The following is a 15,507-nucleotide window of genomic DNA, read 5'->3' as shown; positions in this document are numbered from 1 at the left end:
ATAGAACGATATTTGTGGATCTCAGCTATTGCTCCAGCCTGTTCCGGACGTTGTCCGATGCCACCCGGGTGCGGCTTCTTGTCCTGCTGGAACGGGAAGAACTGACCGTTGCCGAACTCTCGCAGATCACCCAGTTGGCTCAGCCGCGGGTCTCCACGCACCTCGCCAAGCTGAAAGAGCTCGATCTGGTTCGTGACCGACGGGCTGGCGTGCTCGCCTATTACCGGTTCAATGCCGAACTCGATGAGGCCAGCGCTAGTTTCTGGGCCACAACGCGTCAGATTGTGGACGACGCGCTCCTCGACGACGATCTGAAGCGACTTCCGGAAGTCCTCAAGAAACGCGCCCGCGAAGAGGGCTGGGCCGACAGCGTCGCCGGCTCAATGGAGCGGCACTATTCCCCAGGCCGTACGTGGGAAGCGCTGGCCCGCGGCATCATGCACCTGGTTGAACTCGGTGATGTGCTCGACGTCGCGTCTGGCGATGGCGTTCTCGGCGAACTGTTGGCGCCGCATGCGCGGAGCATCGTCTGCCTGGACAGCAATGAGCGCATGATCGAAGTCGCCAGAGCACGATTCAAGGGCGTTCGTCATGTCACGGTCGAGGCTGGCGACATGCATGCACTGCCGTTCGAACTGGCCCGATTCGATCTGGTTCTGTTGATGCACGCGCTGACTTACAGCGACGACCCGAATCAGGTAATCGCCGAAGCCGCACGCGTCTTGCGCCCTGGCGGCCGCTTGCTCGCGATGACGTTGAACGCCCATCAACACAAGCAGGCCGCCGAAACCTACGACCACTTGAACCTTGGCTTCAAGCCCGAGGAGCTGCGCCGTCTGTGCCGCAAGCATGGATTGGAAGTGCTGGACTGCGAGATCAGTTCGCGCGAACGCCGCCCTCCGCATTTTGAAGTCCTTACCTTGCTCGCCCGGAAGTCCTGATGCACACCCTGCCCTACGCCTTTCCTGACCGCGTCCAAAAGCTCAAAGATGCGCTTGCCCGCCGAATTCTGATCATCGACGGCGCGATGGGTACCATGCTGCAAGGCTACAAACTGGACGAAGCCGGCTATCGCGGCGCACGATTCGCCAGACCCGACGCGCACGGCCCGGACCATCGACATGACCATGCCGAATCAAGCTGCAACTGCGATGTCAAAGGCAACAACGATCTGTTGAACTTGAGCCGCCCGGAGCTGATTCAGGAAGTCCATCGCGCCTATCTGGAGGCGGGCGCCGATCTGATCGAAACCAATACGTTCAATGCCACTTCGATCAGTCAGGCTGACTATCAGCTCGAACACCTCGTCCGCGAACTGAATGTGGCCGGTGCCCTGCTCGCAAAAGCCGAGTGCGTGGCCATGGAAGCCAAGACACCAGATCAGCCGCGCTTTGTCATTGGCGTGCTGGGCCCCACCAATCGCACCGCATCGCTGTCGCCCGACGTCAACAATCCCGGCATGCGCAATGTCGACTTCGACACGCTGGTCACGTCATATCGGGAAGCAACCGACGGTCTGCTCGATGGCGGCGCCGACGTACTGATGGTCGAAACGATCTTTGATACGCTGAACGCCAAAGCGGCCTTGTTTGCGATTGAGGAAGTATTTGCCGTGCGCGGCGTGCGCTGGCCCGTGCTGATTTCCGGCACGATCACCGACAAATCCGGGCGTACCTTGTCCGGCCAAACCGCTGAGGCATTCTGGTACTCAGTGCGCCACGCGCGCCCGCTGTCGATCGGGCTCAATTGCGCACTGGGTGCAAGAGATCTGCATGCCCATCTCGATGTGCTGGCCAGCGCCGCCGAGTGCCTGGTCAGCGTGCACCCGAATGCCGGCCTGCCGAACGCCTTTGGCGGCTACGACGAGACGCCCGAAATGATGGCCGAAGTCATCGGCGACTTTGCGAGCCAAGGTTTGCTCAATCTGGTGGGTGGTTGCTGTGGCACAACCCCTGCGCATATCAAGGCAATCCGCGAGGCCGTATCGGTGTTCCCGCCACGCCAGCCGGTGTCGCCGCCGGAAATCACGTGTCTGGCCGGGCTCGAACCGCTGCGCATCGACGCCGCGAGCAACTTCATCAATGTTGGTGAACGGACGAATGTGACCGGCTCCGCGCAATTCCGGAAGCTGATCAAGGACGACCGGTACGACGCTGCCGTCGATGTTGCGAGGCAACAGGTTGAAAGCGGCGCGCAGATCATCGATATCAATATGGACGAAGGCCTGCTCGATTCCGAAGCGGCCATGCACCGTTACCTGAACTTGATTGCTGCCGAGCCGGACATTGCCCGCGTGCCATTCATGATCGACTCTTCGAAATGGAGCGTGATCGAAACTGGCTTGAAGTGCGTGCAAGGCAAGGCGATCGTCAATTCCATCTCGCTGAAGGAAGGCGAGGCCAGCTTCCTTGCGCAAGCGCGTCTGCTGAATCGATATGGCGCCGCGGTCGTCGTCATGGCGTTCGATGAGCAAGGCCAGGCCGATACGTTTGCGCGCAAGGTCGAGATCTTGTCCCGTTCGTATCAACTGCTGGTCGACGAGGTCGGGTTCCTGCCCGAGGACATCATCTTCGACCCAAATATTTTTGCCGTCGCGACTGGGATCGAGGAGCACAATCGATACGCGCTCGACTTCATTGAAGCCTGCGCTGAATTGAAGCGGCGCTTCCCGCGGGCTCATATCTCGGGTGGCGTGTCGAATGTCAGCTTTTCGTTCCGCGGCAACAATGTGGTGCGCGAGGCGATCCACAGCGTGTTCCTCTATCACGCCATCAAAAACGGCATGGATTTTGGCATCGTCAATGCGGGCGCGATGCCGATCTATGATGATCTTCCGGCTGAGCTTCGTGAGCGCGTGGAAGATGTCGTTCTGAATCGACGCCCCGACTCAACGGAACGGTTGCTGGAGATCGCCGATACCTTCAAGAACCAGAGCAGCAAGAAGGCCGACGTGGCGTCGGACGCCGACTCCTGGCGCAATCTGCCGGTAGTTGAGCGGCTAAAACATGCGCTGGTCCATGGCCTGGATGCGTTCATCGAGGCCGACACCGAAGAGGCGCGATTGCAGTCCAGCCGCCCCCTCAACGTGATCGAAGGTCCGTTGATGGCCGGCATGAATGTGGTCGGCGACCTGTTCGGTGCAGGCAAAATGTTCTTGCCGCAAGTCGTCAAGTCGGCCCGCGTGATGAAGAAGGCCGTCGCGCAACTAATCCCATACATCGAGGCCGAACGGCTTCGATCTGGCGAAGCGCCGAAAAGCAATGGCAAGATCGTACTCGCCACGGTCAAGGGCGATGTCCACGACATCGGCAAGAACATCGTCGGCGTCGTGCTCCGCTGCAACAACTTCGAGGTCATCGACCTGGGCGTCATGGTGCCGGCGCAAACGATTCTGGACCGAGCCCGCGAAGAGGGCGCCGATATCATTGGTCTAAGTGGATTGATCACGCCATCACTTGACGAGATGCATCACCTGGCTCGCGAGCTGGAGCGTCAGCACTTCCGTCAGCCGTTGCTGATTGGCGGCGCAACAACATCGCGTGCGCATACAGCTTTGAAGATTGAGCCGTTTTACAAGGCGCCAGTGGTGTGGGTCAAAGACGCTTCGCGTGCCGTTGGTGTCGCGCAGAACCTGATCAGCGACACGCAGCGCGAGAGCTTTCTGAGCCGGATTCGCCAGGAGTATGCAGACGTGCGGGAGCGGCACCGCGACAAGGCCGATGGCAAGAAGTTGATTCCGTTTCAGACCGCCAGGGAACGTGCCTGGCGACAAGGCTACGCGCCCATCGCGCCCAAGCAGCCGGGCGTGCACGTGTTGGAGGTGCCGCCTCGCGAATTGATCCCATACATCGATTGGACCCCGTTCTTTCAAACCTGGGAGTTGGCTGGCCGCTATCCAGAGATTCTGGACGACGCGGTCGTCGGCAAGGAAGCCCGGCAACTCCATGTCGATGCGCTGGCGATGCTGGAGCAAATCTGCACCCACGGTTGGCTTGCGGCCAAGGCCGTGATCGGGCTGTGGCCCGCCCGTCGCCGTGGCGATGATGTGGACGTCTATGCCGATGCGAGCCGCGAGCAGCTGCTTGGAACGCTCAACTTTCTGCGCCAGCAGGTCGACAAGCCGATTGAACGCCCCAATATGTGCCTGGCGGATTTCATCTCCGATCAAGGCGATGACTGGATTGGCGCGTTCGCAGTCACGGCAGGTCTTGGCATCGAACCGCACCTGGCGCGCTTTGAGGCCGACCACGATGACTACTCGGCCATTTTGCTGAAAGCGTTGGCCGACCGCTTGGCTGAAGCGTTGGCCGAGGCCATGCATGCGCGTGTCCGAACGCAGATCTGGGGCTATGCCACGGATGAAGCCCTTGATAACGAGGCACTGATCTCCGAAAAATATCACGGCATCCGGCCCGCGCCCGGCTACCCTGCCTGCCCGGATCACACCGAGAAAGACAAGATTTTCCAGTTGCTCGATGCCGAGCGCAACACGGGTATCTCACTGACCGAGAGCTTCGCGATGTACCCGGCGGCCAGCGTCAGCGGCTACTACTTCGCGCACCCGAACAGTCAGTACTTCGTGGTCGGCCGGGTCAGCAAGGAGCAGGTCATTGATTATGCAAAGCGCAAGCACATGACATTGGAAACAGCCGAACGCTGGCTTGCCCCGATTCTCGACTACGATCCCGAAAACTAGTCTGCGGCCACTCGTGCCAGGATTCGGCAATGGCACCGAGATCCGGCCGTTCGGATTGGTGAATGGTCGTGCTGGAACGTCGCTGCTGGAATGGCAGCGGCGCTGGATCGTGACCTCAGGCACTGTGGCCAATGCCAGCGATTTGCTAGCGTTTGGGGGCTAATCTCAAGGAATTCAGACCCATGCGTATTCGTTTACTGTCGCTCGCGCTGACCAGCGCGTTGGTCGCCGGCCCGGCGCTCGCGTTTCCAGCGCTCGACGCCAAGAATTTTGACACCAGTGTTCCGGCGTGTACCGACTTCTATCAGCATGCCAACGGCAACTGGCTGAAGACCACCACCATTCCCGCCGAGTATTCGAGTTGGGGGGTGTTCAACGAAATCAATGAGCGCAATCTCGAAACGTTGAAGAGCGTGCTGGAAAGTGCGGCGGCCAACCAGAACGCCAAACCTGGTTCGAACGAACAGAAACTCGGCGATTTCTATGCGGCCGCAATGGATGAAGCGGCAATCGAGAAAGCTGGCCGCGCACCGATTGATCCGGAGCTGAAGCAGATCGACGCGCTGACCGACCGCGCGGGCGTCGTGGCCCTGATCAACGACTGGCAGAGCCGCGGCAACAGCGTGCTGTTTGGTCTCGGCAAAGAAGCCGACCTGAAGAACTCCACCACGAATATTGCCTATGCCGTGCAAGGCGGACTGGCGTTGCCAGATCGCGACTACTACACCAAGACCGATGCCGACTCGGTGGCGCTGCGCGCCAAGTACTTCGACCACATGACCAAGATGTTGGAACTCGCTGGCACGCCTGCCGATCAGGCACGCCTGGACGCCGCCGAGATCATGCAGTTGGAAACACGCCTCGCCAATGCGTCGCTGACGAACATCGAACTGCGCAACCCGGCGAACTTTTACAACATCTCGACGATTGCCGACGCAAGCAAGGCGACCCCGAATTACAACTGGGCGGCGTTGTTCAAAGCCATCGGCCGCGACGACATCACGACGTTCTCGTTCTCGCATCCGAAGTTCTTTGCCGAAATGGACAAAGCGCTCGGTGACACGCCGATCAGCACTTGGAAGGCGTACTTGCGCTGGAACCTCGTGCACAATGCGGCCGACTATCTGAGCAAGGACTTTGTCGACGCCAGCTTTGACTTCAATGGCAAAACGCTTCGTGGTGCCAAGGAACTCCGTCCCCGCTGGAAGCGCGTCGCCGATCAGGTCGATACCGCGCTTGGCGAGGCATTGGGGCAAGCATTCGTTGAAAAGCGCTTTTCGGCTGCTTCGAAGAAGCGCATGCTCGAACTCGTCAACAATCTGCAGACCTCATTGAAGGCGCGGCTGCAGAAGCTTGACTGGATGGGTGACGCGACCAAGGAACAAGCGCTCGCCAAATTCGCCACGTTTACACCGAAGATCGGCTACCCGGACAAGTGGCGTGATTACTCAGGCCTCACGGTGTCGCGCAACAGTTACTGGAACAACATCCAGGCGGCGCGCACGTTCGAAGCCAAACGCCAGTATGGTCTGATCAACAAGCCGGTCGATCGCACCGAGTGGGGTATGCTGCCGCACGAGGTGAATGCCTACTACAACCCACTGAAGAACGAGATCGCCTTCCCGGCAGGCATTCTGCAGCCCCCGTTCTTCAATGCTGACGCCGACGACGCCGTGAACTACGGCTCGATCGGTGGCGTCATTGGCCACGAATTGATGCACGGGTTTGATGACCAAGGCAGCCAGTTCGACGCCCAAGGCAATCTCCGCATGTGGTGGACGGACGAAGACCGCAAGGCCTTTGAGGCCCGTACAAAGAAGCTGGTCGAGCAGTTCAATGAGTTCGTCGCCATTGAAGATAAACACGTCAATGGTGAGCTGACCCTCGGCGAAAACATCGCCGATCTCGGTGGCCTGCTGGTGTCGTATGACGCGTTCAAGATGACGCCAGAAGGCCAATCGAACGAAAAGATCGACAGCCTGACGCCAGACCAGCGCTTCTTCCATGCGTGGGCGCAAGGCTGGCGCCGTTTGCACACCGATCAGGACCTGAAACTGCGGCTCAACACCGACCCGCATTCGCCAGCCGTGTTCCGAGTGCAGGGACCGTTCGCCAATATCGACGCATTTGCGAGCGCGTTTGGCTGCAAAGCCGGCGACCCGATGGTGCGGTCCGAAGAGAAGCGCGTGCGGATTTGGTAATCCACTAAATCACGCAGCAGTCAGCATGAAGGCCCTCGGTGATCCCGAGGGCCTTTTTCTTGGGCTGCTCAGCGGATCGGTCCCGATCTCTGGCAGAAGGCCCCTCAGGACCGAATCCGTGTCGCTTGTTTGCCGCATCAAGGCAAGACCACCTACTGCTTGTAGGAGGGCCTTCAGGCCCGAACCAATCTTGTCGCATTACCGTCCGCCTTTTGTGGGAGGGCCTTCAGGCCAGAACCAATCTCGCGGCATCACCGTTCGCGGCTGAAGCCGCTCCCACAAAAACCGCCGGGCCTTAAGGCCCGAAGCATCCTTGCCGCGCGATTGATTCCCCTTTGTGGGAGGGCCTTCAGGCCCAAACCAATCTTGCGGCATCACCGTTCGCGGCTGAAGCCGCTCCCACAAAAACCACACCCGAACCATTCTTGCGGCAAGGCCACCTAATGCTTGTTGGATTCCCTACACGGCCCATTACTTCCCCTGCTTCAATCGCCGATACAGCGTCTGCCGACTGATCCCGAGCTGACGCACGGCGGCGGACACATTGCCGCGGCAATTCTCCAGCGCCTGCTGAATCGCCAGCAAGGACAGCTCCTTCAAATTCTGCGGCGCGCTGGCAGCACCAACATCCGGTTCGGGCGAAAGCGCCTGCAACGCCTCGACCAGATCATCAGGCAGGTGCGCCCAACCGATCTGCGCTTGGTCCGAATCCATCAGCGCAATCGCCGTCCGCAACGCATGGCTGTACTGACGCAGATTTCCTGGCCACTCATACTGGGCCAACCGTTCCAGCAGCGCCGGTTCAATATCCAAGGGTACGCCCTGACCAAGCTCGCGCAATAACCTGGCAGTCAACGCCGAAAAATCATCGCGCTCACGCAGCGCTGGCAGCCGCAAACACAGGCCGTTCAGCCGGTAGTACAAATCCGCTCGAAATCGCCCCTGCTCCACCGCCTGCTTCAGGTTCTGATGCGTGGCGGCGATCAATGAGAACTGCACGTCATACGTTTGCCCGCTGCCGAGTGGCGTGACGTTGCGCTCCTGCAACACGCGCAACAAACGCGTTTGCAACGCGTATGGCATGTCGCCAATCTCGTCAAGGAACAAGGTACCACCAGCGACTTCGCGAAGCCGACCGGGCGAGCCATTCTTGGCCGCACCGGTAAACGCCCCAGCGCAATAGCCAAACAACTCCGCTTCAATCAAGTGTTCCGGAATGGCTGCACAGTTGATCGCAACGAACGGCTTGTCGTGACGCGCAGCGCTGTCATGCAACGCTTTCGCAAACAACTCTTTGCCGACGCCAGACTCACCCATCAGCAAGATCGGAATATCCTTGTCGCAGACCTTCAACGCTTTGTCGGCACACGCGCGCCACTGCCGATCACCGGTGTCCAACTCAAGCAGACGCGGTGACGACTTGACGAGCGGCGCACTCGCGACATGCTGCCGCTCTGCACGACGGCTCCGCACTTGGCCATAGAACGCCTGCTGATCCGCAGTGCGAAGCAGATACGGCCGATCTCCGGATTGTCGCTCACGATCCAGCAACGTCGTCCAGCCAAAGCCGAACAGTCGCTCGAAGTTGGTGACGCCCACGTGGCGAAAGGTCAGATGGAGCATTTCAAGGCCACGTCGGTTGGCACCAACCAAGCGGCCATCCTCCGCAAACACCAACAGGCCTTGCGCAATCGTGCCGATTCCCTCAGGTCGCGCATGCAGGCTGAGGAGCAGATACTCCCGACTCATCGCCTGCACAAGGCTGTTTTCGATCATGCGGGCCGCGGTGGACACCAAACCCATTGTGTGTGGTTGTCGGGTCCGCGAATCACCCGACACATCGAGCACGCCCATCAAGCCGCCAGACGCCGACAGAATCGGCGCCGCGGCGCAGGTTAAGAAACCGTTCCGCTCCAAAAAATGCTCACCACCGTGAATCTCAACGTCGACCAATTCCGCCTGCGCTGTACCGATCGCATTGGTGCCGCGCTGAGCCTCACTCCACGACGCACCGCACATCAATGCGACGCGTTCCGCCCGGCTCAAGAAGCTGGCCTCGCCCAACGTGTGCATGAGCACGCCCTGATGGTCCGCCAGAACAACCATACTCTGTGACGCCCGAACTTGCTCCGCCAGGTATTCCATCACCGGCTGCGAATGGCGGATCAGCTCGTGATGGGTGGCCCGCAACCGATGCAATGCCTGACTGTTGAGGTTGTCCGGCGTACTGATCCGACCGGTTGGTGACAACCCCGCCGAGAGACTGCGCTGCCATGAGCGCGACACACAGGCCTCCAGTCCAGCGTAGGCCGTTTGGCCATGCTCGATCAGCTGCGCGCGGGCGCGCCGGATTTGTGGTGCGGGCAACAGCGCAATGGATCGCATGACCGACCTCAAAAAGGAGCCAGAACAGGCATCCGAGTGTACGCGCATGGTTGCCTGCTGATTTGATTTGAGACAATACCGGTGATGCAACTGTTCCATCTTGTGACAGTTAGGCCGCTGCGACCGAGTATCGCGGCCCCGGAAACTCGACGCCTACCAGATACCGCTCGGAACGAGCATCAATCGTGACGCGGGTTTCCGATGTCGCTGTGGCAGCCAGATCATTGCTGGCATCAGCCTTGCTATCGGCTACCACCGCACGCAGGCCACCTCAGGTTTGTGTGTCCTCACTTCCACGCAAAGGAGCCACCATGATTTACGCCGCCCCCGGCCAAACCGGTGCCAAAATTCAATACAAGCCCCGCTACGACAACTTCATTGGCGGCCAATGGGTCGCGCCGGTCAAGGGCCAGTACTTCGATGTGATCACGCCGATCAACGGCAAGGTGTACACGCAGGCGGCGCGGTCGACCGCCGAAGACATTGAGCTCGCGTTGGACGCCGCGCATGCCGCGGCAGACGCCTGGGGCAAGACCTCCGCGACCGAGCGCTCCAATATTCTGTTGAAGATCGCCGATCGGATTGAGGCCAACCTGGAGTTGCTCGCCTACGCCGAGACCATCGACAACGGCAAACCGATTCGCGAAACCCTGGCGGCCGACATCCCGCTATCAGCCGACCATTTCCGCTACTTCGCCGGCTGCGTGCGTTCGCAAGAGGGGGCATTGTCTGACCTTGATGACAACACGGTCGCATACCATTTTCATGAGCCGCTCGGCGTCGTTGGTCAGATCATTCCGTGGAACTTCCCAATCCTGATGGCGGCTTGGAAACTCGCGCCCGCACTCGGCGCCGGCAACTGCGTCGTGCTGAAGCCCGCCGAGTCGACCCCCACCAGCATTCTGATCTTGGCTGAACTCATCGCCGATTTGCTGCCCGCCGGCGTACTCAACATCGTCAACGGCTATGGCCGCGAGGCCGGCATGCCGTTGGCGACCAGCAAGCGCATCGCGAAGATTGCGTTTACCGGCTCGACGAGCACCGGCCGCGTCATTGCCCAAGCGGCTGCGAACAACCTGATCCCGGCCACACTCGAACTCGGCGGCAAGTCGCCCAACGTGTTCTTTGCCGACGTCGCCGATCAGGATGACGCCTACTTCGACAAAGCGATCGAAGGCCTGGTGCTGTTCGCCTTCAACCAGGGCGAAGTCTGCACCTGTCCTTCACGCGCGATCATCCAAGAATCGATTTTCGATCGGTTCATGGCGCGCTGTCTGGAGCGCATTCGCGCGATCAAACAAGGCAACCCACTCGATACCGATACGATGATCGGTGCCCAGGCGTCGAAGGAGCAGATGACGAAGATCTGCTCGTACCTGGAACTCGGCAAGCAGGAAGGCGCCGAAGTGCTGATTGGTGGCAGTCCAGCCACGTTGGAAGGCGACCTCGCTGGTGGCTTCTATGTCCAGCCCACGGTGTTCAAGGGCCACAACAAAATGCGCATTTTCCAAGAAGAGATCTTCGGCCCCGTGTTGTCTGTCACCACGTTCAAGACCGAAGCCGAGGCACTCGCGATCGCGAACGACACGCTGTATGGCCTCGGCGCGGGTGTTTGGAGTCGCAATGGCAATGTGGCCTACCGGATGGGTCGCGCGATCAAGGCGGGCCGTGTCTGGACAAACTGCTACCACGCCTACCCGGCGCATGCTGCATTTGGTGGCTACAAGGAATCCGGTATCGGCCGCGAAACGCACAAGCAGATGCTCGATCATTACCAGCAAACAAAGAACCTGCTGGTCAGCTACAGTGAGAATAAGCTCGGCTTTTTCTGAGGTTTGGACAAGCTAGTGCGTCAGGGCGGCGTGCCGTCCTGGCGCATTTGCAGAACGCTAGCGCATCAGGAGACAACCATGGTCGAGCGTGTGATCGCCACCGATAGCGCCCTTGCCCTCATTGCCGAAATGCGGGCGCTGCACGGCGAGATCTTGTTTCACCAATCCGGCGGCTGCTGCGACAACAGCGCCGCCAATTGCTATCTACCCACCGATCTGACGATCGGCCCCTACGACATCAAGCTCGGCGACGTCGGAGGCGTGCCGTTCTACATCGGCAAACTGCAATACGAATACTGGAAACACACCCAGCTCATCCTCGATGTCATCGAGGGCAGCGGCGGCACGTTCTCGCTTGAAGGCAATACGGGCAAGGCGTTCCACACGCGGTCAAGGCTGTTTACGGATGCCGAATGGGCGGAGATCGAACCGCTGGTCAGACGCGATCTTGGTTGACCGCCTGACGCGCCAATTTCGGCCTTATCCGAGGCTGGAGCGTCACGCCGCGGTCAGAAGCGGTCTACTCAAACGAGCTGACTTGAATTGGGAATTCTGGCGCGCGCAGCACGTGGTCTGAGAGTAGATTGCCATCCAGTTTAAAGCGCTGAACGCGGCGCACGTACGTCGCACCACCTGGCGGCTCGGCAAACCAACTTGAAACCGCAATGACGCGGTTCTCGGCAAGCATCGTACCTAACTCGTGTTCGACTTCATGCTGCGGCAGGTCACGAACCCATTGTTCGGTACCGTCTTCCCGATAGCGCACTAACTGGCGCACCGAAGCGTCACGCCGAATGGCGAAGACCGCGCCGTTGTGACAAGTAAATGTCATTGGGGTCGCTGCGAACAGCCGACTACTGCCGTCATCCCCCAACCAATAGAGCATGCTTGGGCTGGGGTGCCGAATTGCGTGAGCGATCGTGCCACCATACGCGCTGCAGATCTGTGAGACGAGCGCGAAATCGAAGCGCTGCGAACTTAGGAGCGCACCGCCAATGCCAAATCGCTTGAATACCCGGATACCGGGTTGCGTGGTGAACTCTTCGACCACGGTGAGCGTTCCATCAGCGTGGATGAGTTTGAGGGGCCGAGGCAATCCTTCGCCGGAGACATCTGCTGCCAGCGTTCCATCCGGCCCAAACAGCGAGACCGCCCAGCTGACAGGCGGCGCCTCGCCGAAATGTTCGGATAGAAAGTGTCCGGCTTGACCACGAAAGGACTTGTATACGGACACGAATCCGTACGGCACTGGTTCTAGTGGCGGCATGGTTGCGCCAGGCAGCAACTGACCCTCGGCATCCATGACACGCAACGCGCCCCCTTTGGAACTGAACACGCCATCTGGAGTGGCGACGAGGTTTCCGCAACCGCTGAATCCGCCTTCGCTCCAAACGGTGGTGGCTGCTGGCAACAGGTAGCGTTCGCAGACGACCGGTCCTGAGAATGGATCCTGGCTCCGCCACTGCTGGCCGACGACCACTCGGCCCTTGAAATAGGCGACACTCGTAAAGCCAAATGGCGAGAGCGTGGTCTCGCGAATCGGGGTAATGTTGGATCGGATGCCTTGATCGCCCAGTGTTGCGGTCCAGACCCCCCAGCGGTTGGGTTGCAGCGGATCCTTGACTATTTGCGCCGAAAGCAGCTCACCGCTTGGCAACACCAGCGCGGTGAGGTCTAGGGTTGAAGACGTTGGGTGCGTATTGCTGGCATATTCGTCCTCCGCCCAGGCATCCGCCGCGCCCACACTCACACTGATTATCAGTGCCCCTGCGCACAGGCGCAGCACTTGTTTGGATCGCATGGATGGTTCTCCATCTCGTTATCGTGGTTACGACATCGTCACTCGCAGAGCAGATTGCGCTCAAGATCACTAAGATTTCGTTAGGACGCAAGTGTTCTGCGCGCGGATGACTGGCGTACCGAGCGGCCCGCTAGCCACCGGAAAACTGGCGACCGAGAATGAATCTTCACGCCAAACCCCGATTCTTGAACAAAATTTTGCCAAGCAATCGCGCATCATACGCCAGGATTCAAACATTCGTTTGCCCATTCCAGGGAAATCCGTACACTCTGTTGTCTTGCCTGTGGAGCTGCCTATGTTCCGTCTGATTCGAAGCGTTGCCGTGCTGTCCTTGCTTGCTGCCTTGGCTGCCTGCGGCAGCAAGGAAGTCAAGCGTATCAACCCACCTGATGTCTCAGTACAGAGCCTCGCTGTGGCTGCGGATTCAGCAACATTGTCGCTGCGCGTGCATAACCACAGCGATGTCACGATGACCTTCGGCAATTTCGATCTGAAGCTCCGACTGGCCACCAATGCGCCATTTTCGATCAGTAGCAACGCAACGATCGAAGTCAGCCCGCATACCGCCGAAATCATCGACCTGCAGGTGAACCGCAATAGCCTGTCCACCGATGCGTTGAAGCGTCTGGAAGCTGGCGAAATGGTTGCCTATTCGCTGTTCGGCCAAGTCGAAAGCCTGGCCCCGAAGTCCCGTTTGTATGACCTCAGTTTCGAAGCACGCCTGAGCGCCGTCCCGGGCAAGCCGGGCGAGTATCGCTGAGTCCAGTCCCGCCGATTTCCCCACTCCTTTTTCAAGAATTCCAGTTCGGAGCCCACAATGAGTCGCTATACCGCCCCGCTAACCGACATGCGTTTTGCCCTGTTCGATGTGCTCGGCGCCGAGTCCATTTTCACCGCGCTCAATGGCGGCGACGGCCACACCCGCGACCTGCTCGACGCAGTCCTGGACGAAGGCGCGCGCTTCAATGAGCAAGTGCTTGCGCCGTTGAACAAGACGGGCGATCAGGAAGGGTGCAAGTTTGAAGCCGGCAAGGTGACGACTCCAAAGGGCTTCAAAGAGGCCTACCAGCAATTCGTCGATGGCGGCTGGGCTGGCCTCACCGCTCCGGCTGACATGGGCGGTCAGGAGTTGCCCGAAGCCATCGGTGCGGTCATCAAGGAGATGATCGACTCGGCCAATCTGAGCTGGGGCACGTATCCCCTGCTCTCGCACGGCGCTACCGAATCGCTGAAGGCCATCGGCACCGATTGGCAGAAAGAAACATTCCTGAAGCCGATTGTCGAGGGTCGCTGGACCGGCACCATGTGTCTGACCGAACCGCATTGCGGCTCCGACCTTGGGCTCCTGAAGACCAAGGCAGAGCCCGCTGGCGATGGCACGTACCGGATCTCGGGCACGAAGATCTTCATCACGGCTGGCGAACACGATCTGACGGACAACATCGTGCATCTCGTACTCGCACGCCTGCCCGATGCACCGGCTGGTACGCGCGGCATTTCGCTGTTCATCGTGCCGAAGTTCAAGGTCAATCAAGCTGGCCAGACAGGCGAGCGGAACGCGGCGTATTGTGGGTCGATCGAGCACAAGATGGGCATCAAAGCCTCAGCGACCTGCGTCATGAATTTCGATGCCGCCGAGGGCTATTTGATCGGCGAGCCGAACAAGGGCTTGGCCGGCATGTTTATCATGATGAACACCGCCCGTTTGGCCGTGGGCCTGCAAGGTCTTGGCCTGATGGAGCGCGCGTATCAGAACGCGTTGGCATACGCGAAAGATCGTCTGCAAATGCGCGCGCTGACGGGCCCGAAGCGCCCGGACAAACCCGCCGATCCGCTGATCGTGCACCCGGACATTCGGCGCATGCTGCTCACACAGAAGGCATTCATTGAGGCCGGTCGCGTTCTGACGTATCGCGCCTGTCTCCAGGTCGATATCGCGCACCGCAGTCAGAACGAGCAAGAACGCAAGAACGCCGATGATCTGCTTGGTTTCCTGACCCCAATCGTGAAGGCGATGATGACCGAACTCGCGGTTGAGTGCTGCTATCACGCCCAGCAAGTGTTCGGTGGTCATGGCTACATCCAGGAATGGGGCATGGAGCAACTCGCCCGTGACGCGCGGATCACCACCATCTACGAAGGCACGACTGGTATTCAGGCGTTGGATTTGATCGGTCGCAAGATCATGCAGTTGCAAGGCGCCGGTCTACGGCTGTTTGCGGCCGAGATCGGCGAATTCTGTGCCAGTGCGACCGGCGATGCCGCTGCGTTTGCCGCGACGCTTGGCGCGCTCACCCAGGAATGGGTCGGATTGACGCAGTCCATCGGCGCCAAGGCCGCCAAGAATCCAGACGAACTCGGCGCCGCCGCGACGGATTATTTGTTCTATTCCGGCTACATCAGCATGGCCTATGCGCTCGCCCAGTCGGTCGCCAAGAGCCAGGTTCGGGGTGGCGATTTCCACACGAGCAAGCTCGCGACGACGCGCTTCTACTTCGATCGCATCCTGCCGCGGGTCGCCCAACACAAGGCGGCGGTGCAAAGTGGCGCCGATAATCTGATGCAGTTGGACGAGGCCTTGTTCGGTTAAGC

At 59.7% G+C, this 15,507-nt stretch carries 9 protein-coding genes; 7 read left to right on the top strand and 2 right to left on the bottom strand.

What is annotated here, in order from left to right; all coding sequences use genetic code 11:
• Positions 1-14 precede the first annotated feature (14 nt).
• The 3 genes from C7S18_RS06645 to C7S18_RS06635 all read left to right on the top strand — a co-directional run bounded on the left by C7S18_RS06645 (position 15) and on the right by C7S18_RS06635 (position 6,897).
• Positions 15-941 (top strand): metalloregulator ArsR/SmtB family transcription factor, encoded by a 927-nt coding sequence (locus C7S18_RS06645; RefSeq protein ID WP_106890821.1) that lies wholly within the window; start codon positions 15-17, stop codon positions 939-941.
• The gene (gene metH / locus C7S18_RS06640; protein WP_106890820.1) at positions 941-4,696 is read left to right on the top strand and encodes a methionine synthase; all 3,756 of its coding nucleotides are present in this window, start codon (positions 941-943) and stop codon (positions 4,694-4,696) included. The genes C7S18_RS06645 and metH overlap by 1 nt, the downstream gene beginning before the upstream one ends.
• A 182-nt stretch (positions 4,697-4,878) precedes the next feature.
• Entirely contained in the window at positions 4,879-6,897 is a 2,019-nt protein-coding gene (locus C7S18_RS06635; RefSeq protein WP_106890819.1) for a M13 family metallopeptidase, read from the top strand.
• A gap of 471 nt (positions 6,898-7,368) precedes the next feature.
• Here C7S18_RS06635 and C7S18_RS06625 read toward each other — a convergent pair whose 3' ends face one another.
• Positions 7,369-9,282, bottom strand: a complete 1,914-nt coding sequence (locus tag C7S18_RS06625) for a sigma-54-dependent Fis family transcriptional regulator (protein WP_106890818.1) — start codon at positions 9,280-9,282, stop codon at positions 7,369-7,371.
• A gap of 311 nt (positions 9,283-9,593) precedes the next feature.
• On the opposite strand from C7S18_RS06625, the gene exaC reads away from it, so the two are divergent.
• Together exaC and C7S18_RS06615 are read left to right on the top strand one after the other, a co-directional pair.
• Positions 9,594-11,114 (top strand): acetaldehyde dehydrogenase ExaC, encoded by a 1,521-nt coding sequence (gene exaC / locus C7S18_RS06620; RefSeq protein ID WP_106890817.1) that lies wholly within the window; start codon positions 9,594-9,596, stop codon positions 11,112-11,114.
• 78 nt (positions 11,115-11,192) lie between these two features.
• Positions 11,193-11,570: a DUF779 domain-containing protein gene (locus tag C7S18_RS06615; RefSeq protein WP_106890816.1), complete on the top strand. Its 378-nt coding sequence runs from the start codon at positions 11,193-11,195 to the stop codon at positions 11,568-11,570.
• Positions 11,571-11,634: 64 nt separating this feature from the next.
• On the opposite strand, the gene C7S18_RS06610 is transcribed toward C7S18_RS06615, so the two are convergent.
• Entirely contained in the window at positions 11,635-12,915 is a 1,281-nt protein-coding gene (locus tag C7S18_RS06610) for a hypothetical protein (protein ID WP_106890815.1), read from the bottom strand.
• Between the two features lie 295 nt (positions 12,916-13,210).
• Here C7S18_RS06610 and C7S18_RS06605 point away from each other — a divergent pair, with 295 nt between their 5' ends.
• The gene (locus C7S18_RS06605; protein ID WP_146151797.1) at positions 13,211-13,675 is read left to right on the top strand and encodes a hypothetical protein; all 465 of its coding nucleotides are present in this window, start codon (positions 13,211-13,213) and stop codon (positions 13,673-13,675) included.
• A 57-nt stretch (positions 13,676-13,732) separates the two neighbouring features.
• On the top strand, positions 13,733-15,505 hold the full coding sequence (locus C7S18_RS06600; RefSeq protein ID WP_106890813.1) for an acyl-CoA dehydrogenase C-terminal domain-containing protein: 1,773 nt from the start codon (positions 13,733-13,735) through the stop codon (positions 15,503-15,505).
• The last annotated feature ends 2 nt before the right edge of the window (positions 15,506-15,507 follow it).

It is taken from the genome of Ahniella affigens (assembly GCF_003015185.1).
Taxonomy (GTDB): Bacteria; Pseudomonadota; Gammaproteobacteria; order Xanthomonadales; family Ahniellaceae; genus Ahniella; species Ahniella affigens.
The sequence above is the reverse complement of the archived record's forward strand: the minus strand, read 5'-3'. Positions and strand labels throughout refer to the sequence as shown.